Source organism: Streptomyces sp. NPDC048258 (assembly GCF_043201995.1).
Taxonomy (GTDB): domain Bacteria; phylum Actinomycetota; class Actinomycetes; order Streptomycetales; family Streptomycetaceae; genus Streptomyces.
In genome coordinates this window covers 219,836-245,455 of record NZ_JBICZH010000001.1, presented here as the reverse complement: position 1 = coordinate 245,455, position 25,620 = coordinate 219,836, and the positions used below count along the sequence as shown (strand labels likewise).

The following is a 25,620-nucleotide window of genomic DNA, read 5'->3' as shown; positions in this document are numbered from 1 at the left end:
CTTCTCATCACGGCGACGCGTCAATGTCGGCCACCGCACCGGCTCGGCCTCCCCCACACAGCGGGTGGGGGGAGGGGTTCGTCATGACGAAGGAGTCGCGACCCAGTGAGTACGCAAACGCTCAGACGAAGAGTGCTGGCCGGGGCGGGAGCCCTTTCCCTGGCCCTTACGGGCGGTGTGGTGGGCCTGGCGGGCTCCGCCCAGGCCGCGACCAAGACCACCGCGGTGTTCGAGAACTGCGACGCCCCGGCGCCGCAGCCGGACGGTTCGGGCAACCAGAACTACACGGTCACGCTGCCCGACGGCGCGAAGGCCGGCGACGTCGTCCCGATCACGATCGACCCGGGTGCGAGCCCGCTGGTCCCCGGCTTCTCCGTCACGACGGTGAACACCTCCAAGATCACCCTCAAGGTCGGGACGACCACCCAGGTGGTCACCAGCCCGCCCGAGACCGTCACCGTCGTGGCCGGGCAGCCGCTCGACCCCAAGGCGTTCTCCGGAACCATCAAGATCCCCGACGGCACCGAGGGCACCACGGTCGACGTCGCCCTCGACCTGGCGGTGACCGACGCGGACCTCTCCGGTTCCGTCTTCACCACCACCTGCACCCCGGCGCCGCGCCCCAGCGCCTCCCTCGGCTCGGTCGCCGTGGAAGCGCTGCCCAAGGACCCGGTCACCACCAAGCTGACGCCCAACAGCGGTCCGGCGGGCACCGCCGTCGTCGTCACCGGCGCCAACTTCCCGGCCGGCCCCGTCACCTGCTCCGCCCTGCTCGGGGGCGTGGCGACCGGTGACACCGGTACGGGCACGGCGGCCGCGTCGGGCGCCGCCACCTGCGACATCACGGTCACCAAGAAGGCCGACACGATCAAGATCGACGGCTCGGTCACCCCGTACAAGGCCTTCGTGTTCCTGGAGGAGCAGGCGGGCGTCAAGAATCCGGTCGACGTCGAGGTCCTGCCCGGACCGCTCGCCCTCGGCCCGAAGGACGGCCAGCCCGCCGTCAGCTTCGGCGCGGTGACCATCAACGGCAAGGCCCAGTCGGTGGTCGGCGTCTTCAACGCCGCGACCGTCCAGGACTTCCGCGGCGGCTCGCTCGGCTGGGACGTGACGGCGACCCGTACGCCGTTCCTGAACCAGGCCACCGGCCACTCGATGGCGAAGGCGCAGATCGGCATCCAGCCGTCCTGCACCGTGACCAACCCGGACAGCCCGAGCACCTGCACCGCGGGCACCCCCGGCGCGATCTCCGAGACCCCGATGAAGGTGGCCTCCCAGGCGGCCGGCGGGGAGGAGCTGACCGGTGGTGAGTTCGCCGTCGGCGGCGCCGGGATGATCCAGCTCCCGCCGTTCATGTTCGCCGACACCTATCAGACGGTCGTGACCTTCTCGATCGCCTGACCCGGCCCCCGGTCCCCGGGGGGGGGGGGGGGGGGGGGGGGGGGGGGGCGCCCCCCCCCCCCCCCACCGCCGATTCAGCACCGGCACCAGCGCCGGTAGACAGGGAAGGACCCATGCGACAGGTACTGAGCCGACAGGTACTGGGCAAGGGGATGCTCACGGCGGCGGCCGCGTCGAGTCTGCTGTCGATCGCGACCGGCGCGGCCTACGCACATTCCGGAGCGACGGCCGAGGCCTCGCATTCACCGGGCGTGCTCGCGGGCAACAGCGTCTCGGTACCGATCACCTTCGCACCCAACGTGTGCGGCAACAGCGTGGACGGGGGTGCCGCGCTGAACCCCGCGATGGGGAACACCTGCGCCACCACGACCGGCTCGCACACCGACGACGGCCACGACTACGGGCGCTACCTCAGCCCGGAGAACGCCGAGGCCTTCGACCGCTACCTCCACGAACGGGAGGGGCGGCACAGGGTGCCGGAGCAGCGCCAGGAGACACCGCGTCACGACGCACCGGCGCCGCGCCACGCGGCTCCCCGCCACGCGGCCCCCCGCCATGAGGAGCCGCGCGACGAGGGCGGCTACGGCGGCCCGGGTGAGGAGCAGCGCGAGGAGCGGTGCGACGACCACCCCGAGTCCGCGCCGCCCCCGCCCGCACACCACGCGCCCCCGGCGGCGCCCGCGCCCCCCGAGCCGGACCGGCCGCACCCGATGCCCGAGCCGGTCGAGGAGCACCCCGCTCCCGCCCCGGCCCCGGTGGAGGAGGCTCCCGCGCCGAGTTCCGAGGCGCCCCAGCCGCTCCCCGCTCCGGTCGAGGAGGCCCCCCAGCCGCTCCCCGCCCCGGCGCCCGCGCCCGAGCCCGTCCCGGAGGCGCCCGCACCGCTTCCGGCTCCGGTCGAGGAGGCGCCCGTAACGCTTCCTGCCCCGGCCCCGGAGGCCCCCGCCCCCGCTGCGGAAGAGGCGCCCGCGCCCCGGCCGCCGCACAGGAGCCAGCCCGTGGAGCGGCCGGCGGACCAGCCGCCGGCCGCCCCCGCCGGTGACCTCCCCGTCCACCTGCCCCCGGCGGCTCCGGCGCCCGCTCCGGTTGCCGCGCCCGCCCCGGCGCAGGTACCGGCCCCGGCCCCGGCTCACGTCAGCGCACCCATGCTGGCCGAGACCGGCGCTGGTCAGCCCGCGGCCGCGGCGGCCCTCGCCACGGCACTGATCCTGGGCGGCGCCATTCTGTACCGGCGGTCGCGTATCGCCTGACCGGCATTACCGGTAATCAGAAGAAATATCGGCCGGAGAATCCCTTGTCGGATTCTCCGGCCGCTGTCATGCCCCCGCTTCTAACCGCGTGCGCGACGGCGTTTCCGTACCGGCCGGGAATCGTTACCCAGGGCGAAAGCGGCGCGACGGTCGCCGCTGGAAAAGGATTTCGATAATGAAGCTCACGAAGATCGCCGCTGTCGTCGTCGGCTCCGTCGCCGCCGTCGGCTCCTCAGCCACCGCCTTCGCGGCCGAGGCCCCGGCCGCGATGCCCATGAGCCTGACGAGCGGGGTGACCGCGGTGACGGAAGCCGTGAACCCCGTCTCCGAGTCGCTGCCGCAGACCCTGGGCAACGGACTGGCGGAGCAGGGCGACAACGTCAACAAGGTCTTTGGCACCGTCCAGCGGGTCAACAAGGTCCGCAACAACGCACCCGGTGAGGTCCTCGGCCTCGCGAACGGCGCCACCCAGGCGTCCCCGCTCCTCGGCGGCGTGAAGCTCAACGGCGGCGCCAACTGAGCGACACCGACACGGCTGTGGGCGCCACCGGCGAAGCCGGGGCGCCCACAGTCGTTTTCGTGCAGCCGACGTCAGTCGTTGATGCAGACGTTGCCGAATGCCGGGTTCAGCGCACCGATGATGCTGACGGAGTTACCGCAGACGTTGATCGGGACGTGGACCGGGACCTGGAGCAGGTTGCCCGAGAGGACACCGGGGGAACCCACGGCCGCGCCCTCGGCCGACGCGTCGGCCATAGCGGAGCCGGCGGCACCAGCCGCAGCGAGACCAGCGGTGGCCAGGACCAGGGCGGCCTTCTTGGCAGAGTTCATGGGAAGTGCACCTTCTGTTCGATGTTCTGCCCCGATGCCGGGGCTCACACCGAGCGAAACGGTCCATCTTCCCGGACGACACGGTTCCGTCCGCGATCAGACCTGTTCGGCTCAATAGTCGTAACCGCAGTGCCGTCCCGACCGTTACGGGAGGTTGCCCAGCGGGTCGGGGATCTCCGGGATCTCGACATCGGGGATCTCCGGCACGATCTCGACCGGCGCCGCCGGATCCGGCAGCGTGGGCGGTACGAGCCCCGGGATCTCGGGGATCTCCACGCCCGGGATCACCGGCAGCTCGATGCCCGGGATCACCGGCAGCTTGATCTCGGGGATGTTGATCTCCGGGATCTTGATGTCCGGCAGGGTGATACCCGGCGGCAGCAGGCCCTTGATGGCGTCGAGGATGCCCTTCACCAGGTCGTCGATGGGGCCGGCCGCCGCTACCCGCTGGGTGTGGGCGGCGCCGTGGTCACTCTCCACGGCGCCCGCGGGGGCCGCCGCGCCGGAGAGTATGACGACGGCGAGGGCCGACGGGACAAGGAAGCGGGCGCGGCGGGCGCGGGACGGCTTCGTGGAGCGCATGGATGGGTTCCTCACTGGTGGTCGCGCGGATACGGACCTGAGCGATCCGCTTCCTCACCCACCGTGCGAACACCTCGCACGGAGCGCAACCGGAGATCCGGCGACTGCGGGCTTCGTACGGGCTTCGCGCAGGCGTCCGGGGGCCTCTCACCCGGGGCGGGGAAAACCTCGCCGTCCGCAGGCCGTTTGAGTGAAGGGGCGGAACCAACCCCCTGCAGGGCAGTTGACCAGGGCGCTCCATCAGCGGGCACTCGTGCGACAGAAGGAACAAGATGTTCAAGAAGTTCATGACCGCCGCCGCGGTCTCCGCCGTTGCGATCGGCGCGGGCGCTGCCGCCGCGGCCCCGGCCATGGCCATCGGCAACGACAACGGGATCAACACCGTCAACGGCAACGGTTCCCAGCAGATCTACGGCAACCAGAAGACCCACGGCGACCTGAGCCCGCAGCTCGGCCTGGTCCAGGGCACCCTGAACAAGCCCTGCATCGGCCTGCCCGCGAAGCTCAACCTCCAGTCCATCGCCGCCGCCCTCAACATCGGTGTCCAGGACATCAACGTCCTGTCGAACCCGCAGAACCAGCAGTGCACCGAGAACTCCACCCAGGCCAAGGGCGACGAGCCGCTCTCGCACATCCTGGACAACATCCCGGTCCTGTCGGGCAACATCTCCCAGGGCAGCTGACCTCCGGGCCACGTGCCCGTCGAGCGGTGAACAGGAGGGCCCCGGCAGCGTCCAGCCGCCGGGGCCCTCGTTCACGCCCTCCGCCCGTCAGCCGGTCCAGAAGTCCCACCACCGGGTGAGGATCAGCATGCCGATCACTCCGATGTGCAGGGCCGGCGGTGCCCAGCCGAACTCGGTGAAGAAGCCCCGCACCGGGCCGGGGGCGGGAAGGAGGCCCGTGCGCGCGGTGTGCGCGGTGACCGCCCAGAACATCAGCAGTGTGGACACCCAGGCCAGGCAGCACCACAGGCAGAGCGCGTTGATCTCGTAGAGCGACTGGACCATCAGCCAGGAGCAGAAGCCGACGCCGAAGAGCGTCCCCGCGTTCAGACCCAGCCAGAACCAGCCACGGTAGCGGGCGCCCGCCAGCAGACCCGCGCCGACGCACACGACGACGGCGTAACCGACCAGCCCCAGCATGGGGTTGGGGAAGCCGAAGGCCGCCGCCTGGTCGCTCTGCATCACGCTGCCGCAGGAGACCACCGGGTTGAGACTGCAGGCGGGCTTGAAGTCCGGGTCCTCCAGCAGGAGGAACTTGTCGAGGGTGATCACCCAGGAGGCCAGCAGCCCGGCCGCTCCGGTGAGCGCCAGCAACCAGGCCAATCCTCTTGGTGCGGCTTCCTGTTCGCTCTCGCGCCGGGTGCGGGGCTGCCCCTGCTGGCGGGGAACGCCCACTGTATTCGTTGCCATGTGGCCCATAGTCCCGCGCTCCCTCACAGAGCGGGCCTAACCGTGCCCATCCGTACGCAAGTTGACCTGAAGGGGTGGCGGGAACCCCTGATGCTTCCCGGACGTTTTACCGAACCCCGGACGTGATGTCAGAGCCAGGGGTTACGTTGAGCTTCCGCGAAGTGACAAGCTGCGACGGCCTGGAGACCCACCTTGAGCGATCCGTACGAGACAACCGAGGCGCACCTCGACCGACTCCTCGGCCGCGCCCTGAACTCCTTCGACCTGCCCGACAGGTTGGTCGAGCGCCTCGGTACGGCGCTCGCGCACAGCTCTTCGCTGTACACCACCCACCACAGCCCGGCGACGGGCGTCTGGCGGGAGACCCGCCGGCACACCTACCTGCTGGCCGACGGAGGTTCGGCTGCGCTGTGGGAGCTGGCGTACCGGCAGGAGGGCGACCGGACGGTCCGGCACGAGGTCTTCGTGAGCAAGGCGGAGACCTGCCTGGCCGTGACCCGGCTGTTCGGCGAGGTCCCGGCCGAGGCCGCCCTGGACCCGGCGCTGCTCCCCGGCGACGAGGAGCCCGACGACGACGTGGCGGCGCTGACCGCGCTGTTCGCCGCCGGGGCTCCGGCGCACCGGCACCGGGAGTACGCGGTGGAGCAGTCCGCCGACCACGCCCGGCGGGTGCTGCGCCGCGCGGAGAACACGGACCGGCCCGGCGTACCGGTGGCGGAGCGGCTGCGGTCGGCGTACGCGCACCAGATCACGCAGTCGTTCGGCGGGGGCCCGTGCCTGTCGGGCGAGCGGGACGTCGCGTTCAGCCTGTACGAGCACGCCTTCGTCCTGCTGGACGGGAGCGAGGTCAGCCTGTGGGAGGTCGAGCACACGGCGACGCCGGACGGTCGGCACATGTGCGAGGTGTACGAGAGCGAGGCCGCCGCGCGCGGAGCCATGGAGCTTCGCGCGCGGGTACGGTGACGCGGCCTCTGCTTCAGGCCTGGTCCGCGGGATCGGACAGGGCCAGGTCCAGGGGCAGGTCCCGGGTGACGTGGACCGCGCCGGGGCGCAGGTCCGCGGGGGTCGGCATGGTGCTGCCCGGGAGCTGGACCGCGGCCGCGCCGTGGGCGAGGGCCGACGCGAGGGCGTCGGGGCCGGTGCCTCCGGCGATCAGGAAGCCCGCCAGGGAGGCGTCGCCGGCTCCGACGTCGCTGCGGACCGTACCGACCGGCGCGGTGCCGTAGTAGGCGCCCTCGGCGGAGACCAGCAGCTGGCCGTCGGCCCCGAGGGAGGCCAGGACCGCGCCCGCGCCCAGTGAGCGGATCTCCTCCGCGGCCTTGACCACGTCGGCCAGGGTGAACAGGGGACGGCCCACGGCTTCCGCGAGCTCCGCCGCGTTCGGCTTGATCACATCGGGGCGGGCGGGCAGTGCCGCCGGCAGGGCCGGGCCCGAGGTGTCCAGGGCGGTCCGGGCGCCCGCCTCGTGGGCGCGGGCGACCAGGTCGGCGTACCACCCGGGGCCCGTGCCGCGCGGGAGGCTGCCGCAGCAGGCGATCCAGGCGGGGCCGGCGGAGCAGGTCCGGACCGTGTCCAGGAGCAGCGCGGATTCCTCGGGGGTGAGCTCCGGGCCGGGCGCGTTGATCTTGGTGAGGGTGCCGTCCGGTTCGGCGATCGAGACGTTCGAGCGGGTCCGGCCGGCGATCGAGACGGCCGTGACGTCCACGCCCCGTGCCACGAGGAGTTCGGCGAGCAGGGTGCCCGAGGCGCCGCCCAGCGGGAGGACCGCCGTCGTACGGAAGCCCGCGGCGGCCACCGCGCGGGAGACGTTGACGCCCTTGCCGCCCGGGTCGACCCGGGCGCCGGTGGCGCGCAGCACCTCTCCGCGGTCCAGCGAGCGGACCTCGTAGGTCCGGTCCAGGGAGGGGTTGGGCGTGACGGTGAGGATCATACGAGCACAACTTCCGTACCGGCGGCCTCGATCGCCGCCTTGTCGGCGGGGTCGAGCCCCGTGTCCGTGATGAGCAGGTCGACGTCCGCGAACGAGCCGAAGCACGCGAGGTGCTCCTGCCCGGCCTTCGCCGAGTCGGCGAGGAGGACGACGCGGCGGGCTGCGGCGACCGCGGCGCGTTTGACGGCCGCTTCGGCGAGGTCGGGCGTGGTCAGGCCGCCCCGCGCCGAGAAGCCGTTGGTCGCGAGGAAGAGGACGTCGGCGCGGATCTCGGCATACGCGCGCAGCGCCCACGCGTCGACGGCGGCGCGGGTGCGGTGGCGGACGCGGCCGCCGACGAGGTGGAGGTCGATGCCGGCGTGGCCGGCGAGGCGCGCGGCGACGGGCAGCGCGTGGGTGACCACGGTGAGCGCGGTGTCGAACGGGATCGCGGCCGCGAGGCGGGCGACGGTGCTGCCGGCGTCCAGGACGACGCTGCCGCCGTCGGGAAGTTCGGCGAGCGCGGCGGCCGCGATGCGGTCCTTCTCGTCGGCGGCGGTGGCCTCGCGCGCGGTGAGGTCCGGCTCGAAGTCGAGACGGCCGGCCGGTATGGCCCCGCCGTGCACCCGGCGGACCAGGCCGGCCCGGTCGAGGGCCTTCAGGTCACGGCGCACGGTCTCGGCCGTGACCTGGAACCGGTCGGCGAGGGAGAGCACGTCGACCCGGCCCGCCTCGCGGGCGAGGCGGAGGATCTCCTGCTGGCGCTCCGGTCCGTACATGTGGTTTTACGTCCGTTCGATGCCTATTTCTGTGGATTGATCCCCTACCGTACGCCCAAGCTGGGGACAAAACAAAGAGAAACGGACATGCCCGCCGGTGAGGGCGGGCATGTCCGTGAGCGGGAGTCGGCCTGTCTCAGACGGCCGGGACCTTGTCCGGGGCCGGAGCCGCGGCCGGGTCCGGGACGAGGGCCTGGCCCTCGTCCGGGGCCTGGTACTCGGAGCCGCCCTCGCGCTGCTCCATCGGGAGCGAGGTGCGCGGCAGCATGAACATCACCGCCCAGATCACGACGAGGACGGCGACGATCCACCACAGCGCGCTGCGGAACGCCTCGACGTACGGGGCGCCGAAGACCATCTCGTTCTCGATCACGCCGAAGTACACGACGGAGGTGAGACCGAGGCCGAGGGCGTTGCCCATCTGCATCGTCGAGTTGATCAGGCCCGAGGCGGAGCCGGCGTGCTCGCGCGGCACCTCGGACAGCACGGCGTCGGTGAGCGGGGCCACGATCAGGCCCATGCCGAGGCCCATGACGATCAGCGGCGCGGCCATCTGCCAGGAGGCGATCTCCATGCCGTAGTGCGCGGACTCCCAGATGTACAGGAGCAGACCCGCGGCCATGGTGAGCGCGCCCGCCTGGAGCACCTTGCGGCCGAAGCGCGGTACGAGCTTCTGTACGGACAGGCCGGCGGCGACCGAGACGGCGATGGAGAACGGGATGCCGGTGGTGCCGGCCCGCAGGGCGCTCCAGCCGAGGCCCATCTGCATCATGAGCGTCCAGACCAGGAAGAAGATGCCGGTCGCGATGCCGAAGGTGAGCTGGACGGCGATACCGCCGGCGAAGCTCCTGACCTTGAAGAGGGAGAGCTCGACGAGCGGCGAGCCGTCCTTCTTGATCTTGTGCTTCTCGTAGGCGATGAAGGCGGCGATCACGAGGGGCACCGCCCCCATGCAGACGAAGCCCCACAGCGGCCAGTCGTTCTCCCGGCCCTGGGTGAGCGGGTAGATCAGCATGACCATGGCGGCGGTGGCGAGGACCACACCGACCAGGTCCAGGCGCAGCGCGTTCGGGGCCTTGGACTCGGTGATGAACTTGCGGCCCAGGATCACGCCCGCGATGCCGACGGGCAGGTTGATCAGGAAGATCGGGCGCCATTCGAGGCCGAACAGGTTCCACTGGGTGAGCAGCGCGCCGAGCATCGGGCCCGAGACGGCGCCGAGGCCCACGATCGCGCCGAACATGCCGAAGACCTTGCCGCGCTCGTGCGGCGGGAAGGTGACGTGGATGATCGACAGCACCTGCGGGACCATCATGGCGGCCATGCCGCCCTGGAGGATGCGGGAGGCGACGAGGATGCCCGGATTGGCGGCGATGCCGCAGAGCAGCGAGGCGGCGGTGAAGCCCGCGATGCCGATGAGGAAGAGCCGCTTGCGGCCGTAGATGTCACCGAGGCGGCCGCCGGTGATCAGGCCCGCGGCGAAGGCGAGGGCGTAGCCGGCGGTGATCCACTGGATCGCGCTGGTGGAGGCGCTCAGGTCCTGGCGCATGCTGGGGATGGCTATGTTGACGATGGTGACGTCGACCAGGTCCATGAAGGCCGCGGTCATCACGATGGCGAGCGCCAGCCAGCGGCGGCGGTCGGCGGGCGAGCCGGTCGTGGGTGAGCCGTTCGTGGGTGCGGGGGCTGTCTCGGTCCGCTCTTCTTGTACGGGCCCGTTCTCTCTTTCGGGCGATGTCTTGGACGTCTCGGTGCTCATGGAGAGAAACCTAGACGGGATGTAGGTCAGTCGGTGTCCTATTTCGGTGGCAACCTGGATTCCATGACCGACACCCCGGCACGGCTGCTCTCCCTGCTGTCCCTCCTCCAGACCCCCCGCGAATGGCCGGGGAGCGAGCTGGCGCAGCGGCTGCGGGTGAGCCCCCGGACGATCCGCCGCGACATCGAGCGCCTGCGGGACCTCGGGTACCCGGTGGAGGCCACGCTGGGGGCGGAAGGCGGCTACCGGCTGGTCGCGGGGGCGGCGATGCCGCCGCTGCTCCTCGACGACGAGGAGGCGGTGGCGATCGCGGTGGGGCTCCGCGCGGGCGCCGGGCATGCGATCGAGGGGGTCGAGGAGGCCTCCGTACGGGCCCTGGCCAAGCTGGAGCAGGTGCTTCCGTCACGGCTGCGGCACCGGGTCAGCGTGCTGCAGTCGGCCACGACCGCGCTGACCCGGGGGGACGGAGCGAGTGTCGACCCGGGGACGCTGACGACGATGGCGTCGGCGGTGGCGGGGCCGGAGCGGCTGCGGTTCGCGTACCGGGCCGGGGACGGGGCCCGGTCGCGGCGGCTGGTGGAGCCGTACCGGCTGGTGAGCACCGGGAGCCGGTGGTACCTGGTCGCCTACGACCTGGAGCGCGAGGACTGGCGGACCTTCCGGGTGGACCGGGTGGGCGAGGCGTTCGCGACGGGGGCCCGGTTCGTGGCGCGGCCCCTGCCGATGGACGCGGAGGAGTTCGTGCGCAGGGGGCTGCGGGGCGGGGAGACGACGACTTACACGGTCGAGGTCACCTTCGACGCGGGGGCCGCGGAGTTGCCGGGGTGGTTGCGGGAGTCGGCGGTTCCGTGTGCCGGGGCCGATGCCGGGGCGGGTGGGGGTGCCGGGGCGGGGGCCGATGCCGGGGCGGGTGCGGGTGCCGGGGCGGGGGCCGGTGCCGATACCGATGCCGGTGCGGGTGCCGGGGCCGGGGCGGGTGCGGGTGCGGGGGATGACGGGCGGACGCGGGTCCGGTTCGAGAGCGGGGACGCCGCGGAGTGGCTGGTCGCGCGGCTGGCGCTGACGGGTCTGTCCTTCACGGTGCAGTCCCCGGCCGCGCTGGCGGCGGCGGCCCGGGCGCTGGGCGCGCGGCTTGCGGGGGCGGGGGCGTAGGGGGCCTGGCCGGGGCCCGTGCAGTCCCCGGCCGCGCTGGCGGCGGCGGCCCGGGCGCTGGGCGCGCGGCTTGCGGGGGCGGGAGCGTAGGGGGCCTGGGCCTGGCCGGGGCCGGGGCCGCGCCGGGGCCCTGCGGGGCTTTCCCCCACCCCGCCCCTTCCCGAAACCGGGCTCTGCCCGGACCCGGCCCTCAAACGCCGGGCAGGCTGGATGCCGCCCTGCGGCACTCGTCAGCCCGGCGCGGAGTCCCAGGGTTTGGGGCAGGGGGGAGCCCCGGCACCTGGGGGGGATAGGTACCGGGGCTCGTCTGGGGGGCAGGCCGCTCTAGGCCACGGCGTCGAAGCCGGTGTCGCGGGCCATGCGCTTCAGTTCCAGCAAGGCGTGCTTCTCGATCTGGCGGATCCGCTCGCGGGTCAGGCCGTGCTGCTTGCCGACCTCCGTCAGCGTCCGCTCGCGGCCGTCGACGATGCCGTACCGCATCTTGATGATCGACGCGGTGCGCTGGTCGAGCTTGCCGAGCAGGTCCTCCAGCTCCTCGCTGCGCAGCAGCGAGAGCACGGACTGCTCCGGGGAGATCGCAGAGGTGTCCTCCAGGAGGTCACCGAACTGCGTCTCACCCTGGTCGTCCACCGACATGTTCAGGCTGACCGGGTCGCGCGCCCAGTCCAGTACGTCGCCGACGCGCTTCTCCGTCGAGTCGAGCTCGGTGGCGATCTCGGCGTGCTCCGGGTCCCGGCCGTTCTCGCGGTTGAACTCGCGCTGGATGCGGCGGATCCGGCCGAGCTCCTCGACCAGGTGGACGGGGAGACGGATGGTGCGGGACTGGTCCGCGATGGAGCGGGTGATGGCCTGGCGGATCCACCACGTCGCGTACGTGGAGAACTTGAAGCCCTTGGCGTAGTCGAACTTCTCGACCGCGCGGACCAGGCCGGCATTGCCCTCCTGGATGAGGTCGAGGAGGGGCAGACCACTGCGCGGGTAGCGGCGGGCGACGGCCACCACGAGGCGCAGGTTGGAGCGGATGAAGACTTCCTTGGCCCGCTCGCCTTCGGCGGCCAGCGCCTCCAGCTCCTCGCGCGCGGGCGTCTCGCCCTCGCGCTCTATGACACCGTCGAGGATCTGCTGGGCGTACACGCCCGCCTCGATGATCTGGGACAGCTCCACTTCCTTGGCGGCGTCGAGCAGCGGGGTGCGCGCGATCTCGTCCAGGTACATGCCGACCAGGTCGCGGTCTGCGATCTCCCCGCCCACAGCGCGTGCGCTGCTCGTGGACTGACGACGGGCGACGGCGCGGGTTGCCATGCGTGCTCCCTTGCGATGAGTTCGGTCGCGGTGCGGCTGCCGGACGGCACCGGTGGTGCGGTGGTGCGTCCCCGGACACTCTCCCGAGTGCCCGCTTCCGAAGGAAACAACGACTGGAATCGGGACAGAATTCCCACGTCGTCCCCTCTTTTTCGAGATCTTGCAGTATCCTGCGCCGCCACGAGAGGGGGCAGAGTGCCGCAAGGACACGAAGAGGTGCAGGTCAGGCCCGGAACGGAAGCCGACCTGGCAGCTCTCACGGATGTGTACAACCACTACGTCCGCGAGACCGCCGTCACCTTCGACACGGCCGTCTTCACTCCGGAACAGCGCCGCCCATGGCTGCACTCCCACCCTGAAGACGGCCCCCACCGCCTTCTGGTTGCCTGGACCGACCATCGAATCGCTGGATACGCGACAAGCAGCCCATTCCGCCCGAAACCGGCCTACGCGACATCGGTGGAGGCCAGCGTCTACCTCGCCCCGCACGCGGTGGGCCGGGGCGTGGGAACCGTGCTCTACGACGCCCTCTTCGCGGCGCTGGCCGAGGAGCCGGTCCACCGCGTGTTCGCCGGCATCGCCCTCCCGAACGAGGCCTCGGTCCGCCTCCACGAGCGCTTCGGCTTCCGCCGCGTCGGGGAGTTCACGGAGGCGGGCTGGAAGTTCGGCCGCTACTGGGACGTGCGGTGGTACGAGAAGACCTTGGGCCACCACCCGTCCGGGTGAGGCTCGGGCACACCGGGCACACGTGGCCCGGCCGGGCGGCCTAGCCGAACTGGAGGGAGCGCTTCGAGAGGCCCATCCAGAAGCCGTCCACCGTGTCACGGCGGGCCGTGAGGTCGCCCGCCGCGTCCGCCGCGCCGAGGGTGACGAAGAGCGGGGCGAAGTGTTCCGTACGGGGATGGGCCAGGCGGCCCGACGGGGACTTGGCCTCGAAGTCGAGCAGGGAGTCCAGGTCGCCCGCGGCCAGCGCCTCGTGGCCCCACGCGTCGAACTCGGCCGACCAGGCGGGGACGCCCGCGCCCGCGTGGCGCAGCGCGGCCAGGTTGTGGGTGAAGAAGCCGCTGCCGACGATCAGGACCCCCTCGTCGCGCAGGGGCGCCAGCTTGCGGCCGACGTCCATCAGGCGGCGCGGGTCCAGCGTCGGCATGGAGATCTGCAGGACCGGTATGTCGGCCTCCGGGAACATCTCCACCAGCGGGACGTACGCGCCGTGGTCCAGGCCGCGGTCCGGTATGTCCTGGACCGGGGCGCCGGGGGCCCGGAGGAGGCTCCGTACCGAGGCGGCGAGCCGCGGAGCGCCCGGGGCGTCGTACCGGACCCGGTAGTAGTGCTCGGGGAAGCCCCAGAAGTCGTAGACGAGCGGGACCGGTTCGGTGGCGCCGAGGGCGAGCGGGGCCTCCTCCCAGTGGGCCGAGACCATCAGGATCGCCGTGGGGCGGGGCAGCTCCGCGGACCAGGCGGCCAGCTCGCCCGGCCATACGGGGTCGTCCGCGAGCGGCGGCGCCCCGTGGCTGAGGTAGAGCGCCGGCATACGGGTCTGGGCGGGGGTCACGGGTGCGCTCCTCGGTCGTCGGTACGGGGTCGCCCGAAAAGACTAACCCCGCTTGGTTCAAATTTGAACCAAGCGGGGTGGTCAGTCATTCCCGGGCGGGCGCCCCCGTCAGTGGGCGATCACCGGAACCTTGAGCTCCGCCTCCTCGGAGGAGCCGGAGCCCGAGCCCGAGGCGACCGGGCCGCCCGCGCCGGGACGGCCGGTGTTGATCAGGGTCAGCGCGATCGCCGAGCTGGCGGCCAGGATGCCGACCGCCCACCAGATGGCGGAGGAGTAGCCCTCGACCATGGCCTGCGCCTGGACGAGCTTGGCCGCGGCGCCGCCCGCCGCGGCCTCGGCCGCGTGGTCGGTCAGGTACGCGGTGGTCGCCGAGGCGGCGATGGTGTTCAGCAGTGCGGTGCCGATCGCGCCGCCGACCTGCTGCGAGGTGTTGACCATGGCGGAGGCGACACCGGCGTCGGCCGGGTTCACCCCGTGCGTGGCCAGGGACATGGCCGGCATGAACGCCGTACCCATGCCGAGGCCGAGCAGCAGCTGCGCCGGGAGGATCAGCGCCGGGTACGAGGACCCGACCTCGAGCTGGGTCAGCAGGAGCATGCCGGTGGCGGCGAGCAGGAAGCCCGGGCCCATCAGCAGGCGCGGCGCGACCCGGGTCATCAGGCGGGCGCCGATCTGCGTGGAGCCCGTGATCATGCCCACGATCATCGGCAGGAAGGCGAAGCCGGTCTGGACGGGCGAGAAGCCCTTCACGATCTGGAGGTAGTAGGTGAGGAAGAGGAACAGGCCGAACATGGCGATGACGGCCAGGCCGAGCGAGAGGTAGACACCGCCGCGGTTGCGCTCCAGCAGGACGCGCAGCGGCAGCAGCGGGGACTTCACCTTGGACTCGGTGTACACGAAGGCCGCCAGCAGGACCGCCGAGGCGATGAACATGCCCACGGTCGTACCGTCCGACCAGCCGGCCGACTCGGCGCGGGTGAAGCCGTACACCAGGGCGACGAGACCGAGCGTGGACAGGACCACGCCGGGGATGTCGAGCGGCGCGCGGTTGCGGCTGCCGGCGGGCTCGCGGATGACCAGCCAGGCACCCACGGCCGCGACGATCGCGAACGGGATGTTGACGAAGAAGGTCCAGCGCCAGTTGAGGTACTCGGTGAGGAAGCCGCCGAGGATCAGGCCGACGGCGCCGCCGCCGCCCGCGATCGCACCGTAGATGCCGAAGGCCTTGGCCCGCTCCTTGGCGTCGGTGAACATCACCGCGAGCAGGGAGAGGGCGGCCGGGGCGAGCAGTGCGCCGAAGGCGCCCTGGAGGGCGCGGGCGCCCAGCATCATGGCCTCGCCGTTCGCGGCGCCGCCGAGCGCGGAGGCCAGGGCGAAGCCGATGAGGCCGACGACGAAGGCGTTCTTACGGCCCCACTTGTCGGCGATGCGGCCGCCGAAGAGGAGCAGTCCGCCGAAGGCCAGCGCGTACGCGGTGATGACCCACTGGCGGTTGCCGTCGGAGATGCCGAGGTCGGTCTGGGCGGAGGGGAGGGCGATGTTCACGATGGTCGCGTCGAGGACGACCATCAGCTGGGCCAGGGCTATGAAGACGAGTGCCTTCCAGCGGCTGGGGTCGGCAGCCAGCGGCGGTGTCGCGGCTGTTTTTGGCATGGGGGTACCCACTTCACTGTGCGGAATGACTGAAAAAGACTATTTCGAGAAGCTTGTATGCGTCACAGGGCCTGTATGCGTCACACGGTTTTCTGCCTCAGGTCTTCCAGCGTGGCGGCAGAACCCGGCAGCACGGAGCGGGCCGGAGTGCGCAACCCGTCGAGGAACAGCTGGAGATGACGGTGGACGAAGCCGTCCACGTCGAGGCAGGCGGTGCCGGGGAGGGGGCGGCTGAGCTGGGAGAGGGCGACCATCAGGTCGCCGACGCCGATGTCCGTGCGGACGAGTCCGGCGGCCTGGCCGGTCGCCAGCAGGGTCTCCACGGCGGCCTCCAAGGCGCCGCGCGCGGCCAGGAGTTCGGGGTGGTCGCGGTCGAAGTCCTCGGCGAGCATGGGGCACAGGGCGCCGATCCGCTCGTCGGCGGCGGCGTGCGTGAACCGGCACAGCGCGGCGAAGGCGTCGGGCTCCTCGGCGAGGGCGGCCTCGGCCGAGGCGGTGACCTGGTCCATGACGAAGAGCACGACGTGGTGGACGAGGGTCGGGCGGTCGGGGAAGTGCCGGTAGAGGGTGGCGTTGCCGATGCCGGCCCGGCGGGCGACCTCGTCGAAGGGGGCGCCGGAGCCGAACTCGACGAGCACCTCGCGGGCCGCCACCAGGATCCGCTCGCGGTTGCGGACGGCGTCGGCGCGCGGGCGCGGGACACGGGTCGCGCGGGGCGTGGCCGTACGGGGCGTGGCCGTACGGGACGCGCTGGGCGTAGGAGGCGTACGCGTGCCGGAGTCGGCGGGCGCCGGCGCCAGGTCCACGGCCGCGTCCGGGACGGGCAGGGCCGCCGGGGCGGTGGTGGTGGGGCGCTTCATTCCGGGGCCTCCCTGACTCGGTGACACGTACGGGCCCTCCAAACGGGGAACCGCTCCCCACTTAGTGGGACTCACGTACAAACGGGGATCCGGTCCCCGGTTATTTCACTCCTCCGTGTGACCCGAGTCACAACCTCCTTCACGTTCGGCCTCTCCCGACGCGCGGGCGCGCCGCAGCCGTCGGAGGGTGAGCGAACAGAGCGCAGACCGGGCAGGGCCGGCTGCCGCGGACCCGAAGGCGATCTCCATGCCGCAGACCCGCCACCGGATACGCAGACCACGCCGCACCAGCGCGTTCGTCGCGCTGACCGCGCTGGCGCTCGGCGTCACGGCGACGGCGAGCACGGGGATATCCAGTCGCACCCACTCGGCTGCCGGTCCCGTGGCCACGACCGCCGAATCGGCTCTCGCGCCGTGCCGGATCGCCGGCACGATGGGCGTGCAGATGTCCGAGGGGATGCCGACCCCGCCCGGGTACTCGCGCTCGACCGGCGAGGTCAGGGCACTGAACCTGATGATCGACTTCCCGGACGCCAAAGGCGAGGGCTCGGCGCTGGACCGGCTGGCGGAGTTCTTCCCCCAGACCTCCGACTGGTACCGCACCAGCTCCTACGGGCGGCTCGACTACCGGGCCGAGGCCCCGATAAGGGCCTGGCTGCGGATGCCGATGCCCTTCGCGGCGTACGGGATCGAGCGCGGGTCCGCGTACGAACCGGGCTACCGGCAGCTCGTCGAGCACATCGCGAAGGCCGCCGACTCCGAGGTGGACTTCAGCCGGTACGACCTGATCAACATCCTGGTCACCCCGAACGCCGGGCCCTCCGCCCTGGACACCGTCCTGTCGGTGACCTTCTCGGGCAACGGGGAGGCGCCGACCGCCGACGGGGTGCCGCTGGCCAACACGTCCTTCGTCTACAGCCGGCAGGACGACGGCTCCGGCACCTACCGGGAGACCGGCTACCGGGTGCTCCCGCACGAGAACGGGCACGTCTTCGGCCTGCCCGACCTCTACACCTCCGACGGCGGGGGGACGGTCGGGCACTGGGACATCATGAGCGAGGACTGGGGCGCCAACAACGACCTGCTGGGCTGGCACAAGTGGAAGCTGGGCTGGCTGGACGGCACGCAGATCAGCTGCGCGTCGAAGTCGGGCACCAGCGACCACGTCCTGTCGCCGCTGGCGGTCGAGGGCGGGACGAAGCTGGCCTTCATCCCGTTGTCGGAGAGCGCCGGGTACGCGGTGGAGGTGCGGACGCGGGCCGGGAACGACGAGGCGGTCTGCAAGCCCGGCGTCCTCGTCTACAAGGTGGACTCGGACGTGGACACGGGGCACGGCCCGGTGACGGTCTCGGACAGCGTGAGCGCGAGCGGCGGCTGCACCCGGCGGCCCAATGTGCACGCGGAGCTGTCGGACGCGCCGTTCCGGCCGGGCGAGACGTTCACCGACGAGAAGGCGGGCATCAGCGTCTCGGTGGTGGGCGAACTGCGCAACGGCAGCTACCAGGTACGGATCATCCGGCCGTAACCGCGGCCGCCCGTCGGCTTAGGGTGTGCGCATGGAGTCCTACACCATCGGACAGGCGGCGCGGCTGCTGGGCGTGAGCGTCGACACCGCTCGGCGGTGGGCGGACGCCGACCGCTTCCCGACCCGCCGGGACGGCAAGCGCCGCATCGTCGACGGGCCCGACCTGGCGGCCTTCTGCGTGGAAGCCGCCCAGGAGGGCACGGAGGAGGCGGACGCCCCGTACACCTCGGCCCGCAACGCCTTCCCCGGCATCGTGACCGGGATCAAGCACGGCGACGTCGCGGCGCAGGTCGAGATCCAGGCGGGACCGCACCGCGTGGTGTCGCTGCTGACCCGCGAGGCCGTCGAGGAACTGGGGCTGGAGGTCGGCATGCGGGCCACCGCCCGCGTGAAGTCGACCAGCGTCCACATCGACCGCGACTGAGGGCCCCTTCCTGCGGCTGGGTGGGCCATCCCGGGCGCGTGCTGCGGGCGGCATGCCGCATGGGGAGCTCGTGGATACGCTTGAGGTCCGGAACCCGACAGTAAATGATCAGTGGGAGGCGCACCCCGATGAGACGACGCCATCACTTCCACGTTGATCATGCCGGGCATTCGGTCAGTGCCACCATCCAGACGGGCCACAAGGTAGAGGTGGAAGTGCTCGTCGACGGCAAGGAGACCGGCCACGCGACGACGCACGACGACCACCCCGTGACCGTGCCCGTGGAACTGCCCACCGATCCGCCGAGCACGGTGTCGGTGCGTGCCACGCCCGGTCCGGGCGTACCGCGCTGCTTCCTCGAGGTCGTCGGAGCCGACCCCCAGGTCATGTCCCCGCGCCCGTACTGACCGACACGGCTGCCTCGGCACGTCGTCCTTCGCGCGCTGACCGTGCCGCAGCCCCTGACACACCGGGGTTGAGGCCGTCAGGGAGGAACCCGCCCTGCCTTCGCCGCCGCAAGATCACATCACGCTATCCGCCAGCAGCCCGCACTCCCCACCCGCTACACTGACGCCGGTGCACAGCACCATCACGCCTTCGTAGCTCAGGGGATAGAGCACGGCTCTCCTAAAGCCGGTGTCGCAGGTTCGAATCCTGCCGAGGGCACAGACCGGGGACCCCCAGCCGATTTCGGCCGGGGGTCCTCGTCGTTGTGCGGCAACAGGTGGGCCCGGTGCGGGAATTACTCTGCGGCGTCGGTGGACGGCGGGGCGGGGAGCGTGACGCGGGCCTCGGCGCCCGCCGGTTCGCGGTTGCGGAAGGCGAGGGTGGCGCCGAGGGCGCGGGCCTGGCCCGCGGCGATGGTCAGGCCCAGGCCGTGGCCCTTGTTCATGCCCTCCGTACGGAAGCGCTGCGGGCCGGCGGTCAGGAGGTACTCCGGATAGCCGGGGCCCGCGTCCGTCACGGTCAGCGTCCGGCCGTCCACCCTGACCGCGACCGGGGCCGCGCCGTGTTTGTGGGCGTTGGCGATGAGGTTGCCCAGGATCCGCTCCAGGCGGCGCCGGTCCGTCTCCACCCTGAGGGACGAGACCACCTCCAGGGCCGTGTCCGTGCCCGAGGCGCGGATCGCACGGGCCGCCAGGTCGGCCAGGTCGTACGAGTCCAGGTCCACGCGCTCGGTGCCCGTGTCCAGCCGGGAGATCTCCAGCAGGTCCTCGGTCAGCGCGCGCATCGCCCGTACGCGGTCCCTTACGAGCTCGGCCGGGCGGCCCGGCGGCAGGAGCTCGGCGGCCGCGTTCAGGCCGGTCAGCGGGGTGCGGAGCTCGTGGGCGACGTCCGCCGTGAACCGCTGCTCGGCTTGCAGCTTGCGCTGGAGCGAGGAGGCCATCGTGTCCAGGGCCCGGGAGACCGCCGCCACCTCGTCCTTGTTCCGAGGGCTGTCGCCGACCCGCGCGTCCAGGTCGCCCGCGCTGATCCGGCGGGCCACCTGCGCGGTCAGGTGGAGCCGGCGGGTGATCCGGGTGACGCCGAGCGCGCCGATGAGGAGGGTGCCGCCGATGGCGAGCACCGAGGAGCCGAGGATGGCCCGGTCCAGCTCGGCGATGGTCCGCTCGGCGTTGGTGAAGTCGACGGAGACGGCTATCGCGGTGTCGTGGTCGGCGGGCCCCGCCGCCCACATGGCGGAGCGGCCGCGGTGCTCGCCGATGGCGGTGCCGCGCTTGCCGCTGAGGGCCAGCGCGCGCAGTTCCGCGGGCAGGCCGACGGGGTCTATGCCCTCGCCTCGCACCATGCGCGCGCCGGCCTCGTACGCCGAGACGGTCCGCTCCAGCTTGGTGAGCGCCTTCTCGCGCGCCGTGCCGACGGTCTGGTGCGTCATGGCGTTGTGCACGAGGCCGCCGAGCAGGGCCGCGAGCCCGCAGCACATGAAGGTGATGAAGAGGGCGGCCTTCCAGGTCAGGGTGGAGGTCCAGGCGGGCAGCCGCAGGCTGATCGTGCGCTGGGTCTCGTTCATGATCCTGCGGACCCGTCCGTCCTGACTTGTCTGTCGCCCTTGTCCGTAGCAGGGCTCCCCGGTGAGATCACCGTAATGCGCCTGCCTGAGCGGGCATCAGGCGGCCTCCGGTCGAGATCACGCCGGATCAGGCCAGAACGGGACCGGATCGCGCCGGATCACACCCGATCACACCGGATCACGCCACCAGGTCCGCATAGAAGATGACGTTGTTGGTGCGGTGACCGTCCTTCAGCCCGCCGCCGCAGGTCAGCAGGCGCAGCTCGGGGCGGGTGGTGTCTCCGTAGACCTTGTCGGTCGGGAAGTCCTTCTTGTTCACGTCCTCGATCTCGCGGATCTTGAACTTGGCCGTCTTCCCGTCCTCGCGCGGGACCTCGACCAGATCGCCGAGCTTGATCTTCTTGACGTCCTTCATCAACGCCGGGCCGTACTTGGTGTCGAAGTGCGCGACGAGGACGGAGACGCCCTTCTCTCCCGGGGTGACCCCCTCGGTCCACCAGCCCGGGGTGTCCGCGTCGGTGTCGGCATCGGGCACGCCGAGCTCGCCGGTGGCGGGGTCCACGCTGAGGTCGACCATCTTCTTCGCGTCCACGCCCGCCGCGTCGATCTTCATGCCGGTCGGCTTCGACGGGGGCAGCGCCGGGGCGCCGGTGTCGGCGGCCGGGGCAGCGGCCGCGGCGGTGCTGCCGACCTTGGGGTCGGGGGGCAGCTCGGGGCCGGAGGCGCCGCAGGCTGCGAGGGCGCCGGTGACGGCGACCGCGAGGGCGGCCACGGCCACGGCGCGGCGGGCGGTGGCGAGGGTGCGGGTGCGGGTGCGGGTCATGGCGTACTCCGGGCGGGGCGGGCGCAGGCAGGCGGGGAGCCGGGCCGACCGCCCATTTCAGCCGGTTGCCCTGACGGCAGCCACGACGTTACGAGGGCCGTGTGTGCGCCACCCATCGAAAATGTAACGATTGCCCGGATACTCCCCCGCGAAGCCGTGAAGACGCACGAAGCGCACGAAGCCCTTCCGGCCGTAGCCGGAAGGGCTGTGCGAGTCAGTACGAAAAGGTCAGCTCAGGCCTCTGCTGCGTTCCCCGATGCGGTCGCCCTGCGGCGTCCCGGACCGCTTCAGGGCCGCCTTCGTGTGCGCCCCGCCCTTCACCTTGGTCCGCACCAGACCGTCGAAGCCGTGGCTTGCCGGACGCGGCGGCCGATCCGGTTCCTGGGCCTGGAAGGCCGCTCGGAAGTCCCGCTTCTGCTCTTTGCTCATCCCGTCGTCAACTCCCTCGGGAAGCACCCAATCGGACTACTGGGATGGTATGCAGATATACGGGACAACGCACCTGGACCGGACGTAACGATTTCTGGATCAAGGCCGGGGCGGAGCCGGCCGGTCCGGCGGCCCCAGCGTGCCGTAGACCAGCCCCTCCGGGCAGGGCGTGCCCCGCGGCAGCTGGTACTTCGCCGCCACCCGGTACTCCCCCGGCGCCGGCGCCAGCAGCTCCGTCCATACGTCGCCGGACTCGTCCGGAGTGGCTTTGAACAGGCATCCGGCCGTATTCGCGTACTCCTTCGGTTCGGCCGCCTTCGCCTTCGACGCGAAGGTCTCCTCCGGCGGCGCCACCGGCTTGCCCGCCCCGTCCACCAGCCCCAGCCACGGCGAGTGCGGGATGCGCACCAGCACCCGCCCGGGCTGCTTCACGTCGATGACGAGCCGGTCGGCGCCCGCCCGCACCACCGTCGCGGGCCCGGACACCAGATTCGTCGGCTGCTGCACCTTGAACAGCTGCCAGTTCGCGTCGCCCCACACCTGCTGGAGGTACGGGAGCCCCTCGCGCACCAGCTTCGCCTCGTCCTCGCCGCCCGAATCGGGTTTGTCGGCGGGCAGCACCACGTAGTGCACGGCCCAGCGCTCCAGCCAGGCCCGGTAGCTGTCGGCGGTAAGGGTGTCGTCGTAGAAGAGCGGGTTCCGCTCCAGGTCGGCCTGCCGGTTCCAGCCGCGCGCGAGGTTCACGTACGAGGGGAAGGCGGACGACTCGCGGTGGCTGCTGGCCGGGACCACCTCGACCCGGCCGCGGTCGGCGCCCGCCTTCTGCAGCTGATCGACGAGCGGGGCCAGCTCGCGGTTCCAGGCTGCCACCGGGGTGGTGCGGACGATGTCCGTGATGCTGTTGGTGGTGATCCAGATGTTCATCCCGGCGAAGGCCAGCAGGACCGCGTACCAGTGACGCGTGCCCCGGACCGAGTACGGGAGCGCCGCGAGCAGCACCGCCCCGCCGAACAGCATGACCAGCCGGGTCACGTTCGAGCCGACCTGGGAATCGATCTGCCAGGTCAGGTAGACGCCGAAGGTGTAGACGGCCGAGCCGATCCGGACCGTCTTCCACCGCCTCGGTACGAGGAACAGGATCGCCAGGGCGAACACGAACGGCGGCGCGGCCGAGCCCAGCTTCATCGGCTGCGTCCCGGAGAAGGGGAACAGCCAGGCCGACAGCCCGACCACGGCCACCGGGGCCAGCCCCAGCGCGTACGCACCCGGGCGCCGCCCGCTCAGGAACAGCGCGGCCGCGATCACCCCGAGGAAGAGCCCGGCGACCGGACTGGCGGCGGTCGCGAGCCCGGCCAGCGGAGCCGCGGCGGCCGCCTTGGCCCAGCGCCGCTCCGCCCATTTGCGCGGCCAGCAGAAGACGACGGCGACCGCGCCGAGCGCGAACATCACGCCGAGGCCGAAGGTGACGCGGCCCGACAGGGCGTTGCAGAGCAGCCCGTACACCCCGGCCAGGGCGGGCCACAGCGGCTCGCGCACGGCCCCGCGGCAGCGGGTCAGGACCAGGGCGAGCAGCCCGGCCGAGACGGTGCCCGCGACCATCATCGTGGTCCGGACGCCGAGCATGTGCATGAGGTACGGCGAGACCACGCTGTACGAGACGGGGTGCATGCCGCCGTACCAGGCGAGGTTGTACGCCGAGTCGGGGTGGCGGCCGACGAACTCGGCCCAGGCGTCCTGCGCGGCGAGATCGCCGCCGCTGTTGGCGAAGCTGAAGAACCAGACGACGTGCAGCACCCCGGCGAGCAGCGTCGATACGGCGACCGGGTGGCGGCGGACCCGGTGCAGAGCCCGGCGGGGTATGCCGCCGGGCGCGGCGGGAGCGGATACCGCGGTGTCGCCGTCGCCGTCGCCGCCCCCGCCGGCGGCCGGTAGAACGGCTGCCCGGGGGCGTCCCTGCTGCTCAGCGGTGGTCACAGCCCACTCCCCAACACATGAATCAACACATGGATCAACACGTGAGTCCACACCCGCGGACACGTCCCGGGTCCCGGGACCCAAGACGCGCTCCGGCGCCCCGGGGTTGCCCGGGACGCCGGATCCACGCTCTCACCCGCTGTCAGCCGACGCGCGTCAGCTTGCTGCCGATGCCCGGCGCGGCGAGGTCGCTCTTCAGGGCCACCGGCACCTTCACCTGGCTCGCGCCTTCGCCGACGGTCAGCAAGCCGATCTCGGTGCCGGCCGTGGCGGTCTGCGGGATCTTGCCACCGCCGTCGGCGAGCTTCACGTTCACGGTGAGGCCGGCCCAGCCGACCGCCTGGACATCGGCGGTGGCGACGACCGGGGTCCTGCCGCCGAGTCCGTCGTCCACGTAGCCGACGACGTCGCCCTTCTTCACGACGGGCGCGCCTTCGAGGGCCTTCTGGGTGGCGATCATCAGCTGCTTGCTCGCGGCGAGCACGCTGTCGATGATCGGCGGCTTGTGCTGGCCGAGGACGGCTCCGACGATCAGCTGGTTGGTGTTGCCGACCTTCTTCTGGGCGGCGAAGAGGAGGTTTCCGCCGGCCTTGGTCGTCGTACCGGTCTTGATGCCGAGCGAGTCGTTGTACGGGACCAGGCCGTTCCAGTTCCGCCACTCCTTGCCCGACGGGTCGATCCACTTGGGCTTCTTGGTGATGTCGAGCAGCGTCTCGATCTCGACGAGCTTGAGGCCCAGCTTCACCTGGTCCTCGGCGGTGCTGACCGTGGTCGCGTCCAGGCCCGAGGGGTCGGTGTAGGTGGTGTTGGTCATGCCGAGTTCCTTGGCGGTGTCGTTCATCTTCTTGACGAACGCCTCCTGGGAACCGGCGTCCCAGCGCGCGAGCAGCCGCGCGATGTTGTTGGCCGACGGGATCATGAGGGCGGCGATCGCGTCGTACTCCGAGATCTTGTCGCCCTCCTTGACCGTGTCGAGGGTGGACTCGTTGTTGACCGAGTCGTTCTTCTTGCCCTCGGTCTCGGCCGTCTTGTCGACGTCGATCATCTGGCCCTGCTCACCCTTCTTGACCGGGTGGTCGCGCAGGATGATGTACGCCGTCATCGACTTGGTGACGCTCGCGATCGGCACCGGCTTCTGCTCGCCGGACTGGCCGAGCGTGCCGAGGCCGGCGGCGGCCATGTAGGCCTGGCCCTCGCTGGGCCAGGGCAGCGCGGGCTTGGAGCCGCCGAAGGTGTACGAGGACTTCGCGGTCATCACGAGCTTCGGCTGGGGCAGGGGGCGCACCAGCTGCACGACGGCGAGGATGATCGCGAGGAGCACGACGAGCGGGAAGTAGATCTTGAACCGCCGGATCGCCGTGCGGAGCGGGCTCGGCGGCGGGGGCGGGTTGTTCGTGAGGTCCGCCAGCATGTCGAGCGGCGGCTTGGGCGGCAGGGGCTGCTGCGTGGTCCGCTCGGTCCGGTCCGTCGCGGCGGCGGACGCGGGCTTCGGAGCCGGGGCCTTCGGAGCCGGGGCCTCGGCCGTCTTCGGCTTCGGCTTCGGCTGCTGCCCGGCCTCGTCGCTCCGCAACGGCACGAAGGTGCTGGTCGCGGGGGTCGCGGGGGTCGCGGGGGTCGCGGGGGTCGCGGGGGGCGCGGGGGTCGCCTTCGGCTCGGCCGGACCGGAGTCGGCAGCCGGCTTCGGCTTCACCGCGCGGAAGACGGCGGTGCGCTCGCTGTCGGCGGACTCCGCATCGGAATCCGCCTTCGGAATCCGGAACACCCCGGTCCGCTCCCGCGGCGCAGGCTCCTTGACGGACTCCTCCCCGGAACGGGAACCGGAATCACCCTCCGGCTTCACGGCCCGGAACACGGCGGTCCGCTCACTGTCGGCCGCCTCGTCAACCGGAGCACCCTTCGGCTCCGCCGAACCGGAATCGCCGGCCCGCCCTGCCGCCGGGGCCGTCTTCGGCTCCGCCGAACCGGAATCCGCACGCCGCTCGACGGCAGTCG

The 25,620-nt window shown here is 71.9% G+C and carries 25 protein-coding genes and 1 tRNA gene; 11 read left to right on the top strand and 15 right to left on the bottom strand.

Features of this window, described 5'->3' with window-relative positions:
- The first annotated feature begins 105 nt into the window (after positions 1–105).
- The 3 genes from ACGFYQ_RS01225 to ACGFYQ_RS01215 all read left to right on the top strand — a co-directional run bounded on the left by ACGFYQ_RS01225 (position 106) and on the right by ACGFYQ_RS01215 (position 3,168).
- Complete coding sequence (locus ACGFYQ_RS01225; protein WP_393738658.1) at positions 106–1,401, top strand: hypothetical protein; 1,296 nt, start codon at positions 106–108, stop codon at positions 1,399–1,401.
- Positions 1,402–1,514: 113 nt separating this feature from the next.
- A complete protein-coding gene (locus tag ACGFYQ_RS01220) occupies positions 1,515–2,648 on the top strand; it encodes a chaplin family protein (protein ID WP_393738656.1) in 1,134 nt (377 codons plus the stop codon).
- Between the two features lie 175 nt (positions 2,649–2,823).
- Positions 2,824–3,168, top strand: a complete 345-nt coding sequence (locus tag ACGFYQ_RS01215) for a hypothetical protein (RefSeq protein ID WP_393738654.1) — start codon at positions 2,824–2,826, stop codon at positions 3,166–3,168.
- A gap of 71 nt (positions 3,169–3,239) precedes the next feature.
- On the opposite strand, the gene ACGFYQ_RS01210 is transcribed toward ACGFYQ_RS01215, so the two are convergent.
- Together ACGFYQ_RS01210 and ACGFYQ_RS01205 are read right to left on the bottom strand one after the other, a co-directional pair.
- Positions 3,240–3,479: a chaplin gene (locus tag ACGFYQ_RS01210; RefSeq protein ID WP_393738652.1), complete on the bottom strand. Its 240-nt coding sequence runs from the start codon at positions 3,477–3,479 to the stop codon at positions 3,240–3,242.
- 144 nt (positions 3,480–3,623) lie between these two features.
- Positions 3,624–4,061, bottom strand: coding sequence for a hypothetical protein (locus ACGFYQ_RS01205; protein ID WP_393738650.1), 438 nt, complete (start codon positions 4,059–4,061; stop codon positions 3,624–3,626).
- A 272-nt stretch (positions 4,062–4,333) separates the two neighbouring features.
- Here ACGFYQ_RS01205 and ACGFYQ_RS01200 point away from each other — a divergent pair, with 272 nt between their 5' ends.
- The gene (locus tag ACGFYQ_RS01200) at positions 4,334–4,744 is read left to right on the top strand and encodes a rodlin (protein ID WP_393738648.1); all 411 of its coding nucleotides are present in this window, start codon (positions 4,334–4,336) and stop codon (positions 4,742–4,744) included.
- 87 nt (positions 4,745–4,831) lie between these two features.
- Here ACGFYQ_RS01200 and ACGFYQ_RS01195 read toward each other — a convergent pair whose 3' ends face one another.
- Entirely contained in the window at positions 4,832–5,473 is a 642-nt protein-coding gene (locus tag ACGFYQ_RS01195) for a vitamin K epoxide reductase family protein (RefSeq protein WP_393738646.1), read from the bottom strand.
- A 192-nt stretch (positions 5,474–5,665) separates the two neighbouring features.
- Here ACGFYQ_RS01195 and ACGFYQ_RS01190 point away from each other — a divergent pair, with 192 nt between their 5' ends.
- Entirely contained in the window at positions 5,666–6,436 is a 771-nt protein-coding gene (locus ACGFYQ_RS01190) for a DUF6227 family protein (RefSeq protein ID WP_393738644.1), read from the top strand.
- Between the two features lie 13 nt (positions 6,437–6,449).
- Here ACGFYQ_RS01190 and pfkB read toward each other — a convergent pair whose 3' ends face one another.
- The 3 genes from pfkB to ACGFYQ_RS01175 form a co-directional block, all read right to left on the bottom strand.
- The gene (gene pfkB, locus ACGFYQ_RS01185; protein WP_393738642.1) at positions 6,450–7,403 is read right to left on the bottom strand and encodes a 1-phosphofructokinase; all 954 of its coding nucleotides are present in this window, start codon (positions 7,401–7,403) and stop codon (positions 6,450–6,452) included.
- Positions 7,400–8,161 (bottom strand): DeoR/GlpR family DNA-binding transcription regulator, encoded by a 762-nt coding sequence (locus ACGFYQ_RS01180; protein ID WP_393738640.1) that lies wholly within the window; start codon positions 8,159–8,161, stop codon positions 7,400–7,402. Before ACGFYQ_RS01180 ends, pfkB begins: the two co-directional genes overlap by 4 nt.
- A 136-nt stretch (positions 8,162–8,297) precedes the next feature.
- Complete coding sequence (locus tag ACGFYQ_RS01175) at positions 8,298–9,920, bottom strand: MFS transporter (protein WP_393738638.1); 1,623 nt, start codon at positions 9,918–9,920, stop codon at positions 8,298–8,300.
- Positions 9,921–9,983: 63 nt separating this feature from the next.
- On the opposite strand from ACGFYQ_RS01175, the gene ACGFYQ_RS01170 reads away from it, so the two are divergent.
- The gene (locus tag ACGFYQ_RS01170; RefSeq protein WP_393738636.1) at positions 9,984–11,072 is read left to right on the top strand and encodes a helix-turn-helix transcriptional regulator; all 1,089 of its coding nucleotides are present in this window, start codon (positions 9,984–9,986) and stop codon (positions 11,070–11,072) included.
- A 324-nt stretch (positions 11,073–11,396) separates the two neighbouring features.
- Here the strand turns inward: ACGFYQ_RS01170 and ACGFYQ_RS01165 are convergent, their stop codons facing one another.
- The gene (locus tag ACGFYQ_RS01165) at positions 11,397–12,374 is read right to left on the bottom strand and encodes an RNA polymerase sigma factor RpoD/SigA (RefSeq protein ID WP_393738634.1); all 978 of its coding nucleotides are present in this window, start codon (positions 12,372–12,374) and stop codon (positions 11,397–11,399) included.
- Between the two features lie 216 nt (positions 12,375–12,590).
- Between ACGFYQ_RS01165 and ACGFYQ_RS01160 the strand changes: the two genes are divergently transcribed.
- Positions 12,591–13,100 carry a GNAT family N-acetyltransferase gene (locus tag ACGFYQ_RS01160; protein WP_393738632.1) on the top strand — a complete coding sequence of 170 codons (510 nt, stop codon included), beginning with the start codon at positions 12,591–12,593 and terminating at the stop codon, positions 13,098–13,100.
- Between the two features lie 40 nt (positions 13,101–13,140).
- Here the strand turns inward: ACGFYQ_RS01160 and ACGFYQ_RS01155 are convergent, their stop codons facing one another.
- From ACGFYQ_RS01155 to ACGFYQ_RS01145, 3 genes are all read right to left on the bottom strand, one after another.
- Positions 13,141–13,908 carry a dioxygenase gene (locus tag ACGFYQ_RS01155; protein WP_393739674.1) on the bottom strand — a complete coding sequence of 256 codons (768 nt, stop codon included), beginning with the start codon at positions 13,906–13,908 and terminating at the stop codon, positions 13,141–13,143.
- 129 nt (positions 13,909–14,037) lie between these two features.
- Complete coding sequence (locus ACGFYQ_RS01150; RefSeq protein ID WP_393738630.1) at positions 14,038–15,582, bottom strand: MFS transporter; 1,545 nt, start codon at positions 15,580–15,582, stop codon at positions 14,038–14,040.
- 80 nt (positions 15,583–15,662) lie between these two features.
- Entirely contained in the window at positions 15,663–16,442 is a 780-nt protein-coding gene (locus tag ACGFYQ_RS01145) for a TetR family transcriptional regulator (RefSeq protein ID WP_393738628.1), read from the bottom strand.
- A 247-nt stretch (positions 16,443–16,689) separates the two neighbouring features.
- Here ACGFYQ_RS01145 and ACGFYQ_RS01140 point away from each other — a divergent pair, with 247 nt between their 5' ends.
- The 4 genes from ACGFYQ_RS01140 (at position 16,690) to ACGFYQ_RS01125 (ending at position 19,057) form a co-directional block, all read left to right on the top strand.
- Positions 16,690–17,967, top strand: a complete 1,278-nt coding sequence (locus tag ACGFYQ_RS01140; RefSeq protein ID WP_393738626.1) for a M6 family metalloprotease domain-containing protein — start codon at positions 16,690–16,692, stop codon at positions 17,965–17,967.
- 31 nt (positions 17,968–17,998) lie between these two features.
- Positions 17,999–18,391 carry a molybdopterin-binding protein gene (locus ACGFYQ_RS01135; RefSeq protein ID WP_393738624.1) on the top strand — a complete coding sequence of 131 codons (393 nt, stop codon included), beginning with the start codon at positions 17,999–18,001 and terminating at the stop codon, positions 18,389–18,391.
- Between the two features lie 128 nt (positions 18,392–18,519).
- A complete protein-coding gene (locus ACGFYQ_RS01130) occupies positions 18,520–18,798 on the top strand; it encodes a hypothetical protein (RefSeq protein ID WP_393738622.1) in 279 nt (92 codons plus the stop codon).
- A gap of 186 nt (positions 18,799–18,984) precedes the next feature.
- Positions 18,985–19,057 (top strand) — tRNA-Arg (locus ACGFYQ_RS01125).
- Positions 19,058–19,133: 76 nt separating this feature from the next.
- On the opposite strand, the gene ACGFYQ_RS01120 is transcribed toward ACGFYQ_RS01125, so the two are convergent.
- The 5 genes from ACGFYQ_RS01120 to ACGFYQ_RS01100 form a co-directional block, all read right to left on the bottom strand.
- On the bottom strand, positions 19,134–20,402 hold the full coding sequence (locus ACGFYQ_RS01120; protein ID WP_393738620.1) for an ATP-binding protein: 1,269 nt from the start codon (positions 20,400–20,402) through the stop codon (positions 19,134–19,136).
- Between the two features lie 178 nt (positions 20,403–20,580).
- Positions 20,581–21,225, bottom strand: a complete 645-nt coding sequence (locus ACGFYQ_RS01115) for a sortase domain-bontaining protein (protein ID WP_393738618.1) — start codon at positions 21,223–21,225, stop codon at positions 20,581–20,583.
- 228 nt (positions 21,226–21,453) lie between these two features.
- Complete coding sequence (locus ACGFYQ_RS01110) at positions 21,454–21,654, bottom strand: hypothetical protein (protein WP_393738616.1); 201 nt, start codon at positions 21,652–21,654, stop codon at positions 21,454–21,456.
- 99 nt (positions 21,655–21,753) lie between these two features.
- Positions 21,754–23,628 carry an MFS transporter gene (locus ACGFYQ_RS01105; RefSeq protein ID WP_393738614.1) on the bottom strand — a complete coding sequence of 625 codons (1,875 nt, stop codon included), beginning with the start codon at positions 23,626–23,628 and terminating at the stop codon, positions 21,754–21,756.
- A gap of 142 nt (positions 23,629–23,770) precedes the next feature.
- Positions 23,771–25,620, bottom strand: a 1,850-nt coding sequence (locus tag ACGFYQ_RS01100; RefSeq protein WP_393738612.1) for a D-alanyl-D-alanine carboxypeptidase family protein, incomplete at its 5' end; no start/stop codon positions are given.

What these genes read in the sequence shown, in the direction of transcription:
- ACGFYQ_RS01200 (WP_393738648.1), top strand. Translation starts at nt 4,334, where the DNA reads ATGTTCAAGAAGTTCATGACCGCCGCCGCGGTCTCCGCCGTTGCGATC.
- ACGFYQ_RS01110 (WP_393738616.1), bottom strand. Translation starts at nt 21,654, where the DNA reads ATGAGCAAAGAGCAGAAGCGGGACTTCCGAGCGGCCTTCCAGGCCCAG.
- ACGFYQ_RS01155 (WP_393739674.1), bottom strand. Translation starts at nt 13,908, where the DNA reads ATGCCGGCGCTCTACCTCAGCCACGGGGCGCCGCCGCTCGCGGACGAC.
- ACGFYQ_RS01220 (WP_393738656.1), top strand. Translation starts at nt 1,515, where the DNA reads ATGCGACAGGTACTGAGCCGACAGGTACTGGGCAAGGGGATGCTCACG.
- ACGFYQ_RS01135 (WP_393738624.1), top strand. Translation starts at nt 17,999, where the DNA reads ATGGAGTCCTACACCATCGGACAGGCGGCGCGGCTGCTGGGCGTGAGC.
- ACGFYQ_RS01215 (WP_393738654.1), top strand. Translation starts at nt 2,824, where the DNA reads ATGAAGCTCACGAAGATCGCCGCTGTCGTCGTCGGCTCCGTCGCCGCC.
- ACGFYQ_RS01165 (WP_393738634.1), bottom strand. Translation starts at nt 12,374, where the DNA reads ATGGCAACCCGCGCCGTCGCCCGTCGTCAGTCCACGAGCAGCGCACGC.
- ACGFYQ_RS01210 (WP_393738652.1), bottom strand. Translation starts at nt 3,479, where the DNA reads ATGAACTCTGCCAAGAAGGCCGCCCTGGTCCTGGCCACCGCTGGTCTC.
- ACGFYQ_RS01175 (WP_393738638.1), bottom strand. Translation starts at nt 9,920, where the DNA reads ATGAGCACCGAGACGTCCAAGACATCGCCCGAAAGAGAGAACGGGCCC.
- ACGFYQ_RS01120 (WP_393738620.1), bottom strand. Translation starts at nt 20,402, where the DNA reads ATGAACGAGACCCAGCGCACGATCAGCCTGCGGCTGCCCGCCTGGACC.
- ACGFYQ_RS01140 (WP_393738626.1), top strand. Translation starts at nt 16,690, where the DNA reads ATGCCGCAGACCCGCCACCGGATACGCAGACCACGCCGCACCAGCGCG.
- ACGFYQ_RS01150 (WP_393738630.1), bottom strand. Translation starts at nt 15,582, where the DNA reads ATGCCAAAAACAGCCGCGACACCGCCGCTGGCTGCCGACCCCAGCCGC.
- ACGFYQ_RS01180 (WP_393738640.1), bottom strand. Translation starts at nt 8,161, where the DNA reads ATGTACGGACCGGAGCGCCAGCAGGAGATCCTCCGCCTCGCCCGCGAG.
- ACGFYQ_RS01115 (WP_393738618.1), bottom strand. Translation starts at nt 21,225, where the DNA reads ATGACCCGCACCCGCACCCGCACCCTCGCCACCGCCCGCCGCGCCGTG.
- ACGFYQ_RS01145 (WP_393738628.1), bottom strand. Translation starts at nt 16,442, where the DNA reads ATGAAGCGCCCCACCACCACCGCCCCGGCGGCCCTGCCCGTCCCGGAC.
- pfkB (WP_393738642.1), bottom strand. Translation starts at nt 7,403, where the DNA reads ATGATCCTCACCGTCACGCCCAACCCCTCCCTGGACCGGACCTACGAG.
- ACGFYQ_RS01205 (WP_393738650.1), bottom strand. Translation starts at nt 4,061, where the DNA reads ATGCGCTCCACGAAGCCGTCCCGCGCCCGCCGCGCCCGCTTCCTTGTC.
- ACGFYQ_RS01130 (WP_393738622.1), top strand. Translation starts at nt 18,520, where the DNA reads ATGAGACGACGCCATCACTTCCACGTTGATCATGCCGGGCATTCGGTC.
- ACGFYQ_RS01195 (WP_393738646.1), bottom strand. Translation starts at nt 5,473, where the DNA reads ATGGCAACGAATACAGTGGGCGTTCCCCGCCAGCAGGGGCAGCCCCGC.
- ACGFYQ_RS01170 (WP_393738636.1), top strand. Translation starts at nt 9,984, where the DNA reads ATGACCGACACCCCGGCACGGCTGCTCTCCCTGCTGTCCCTCCTCCAG.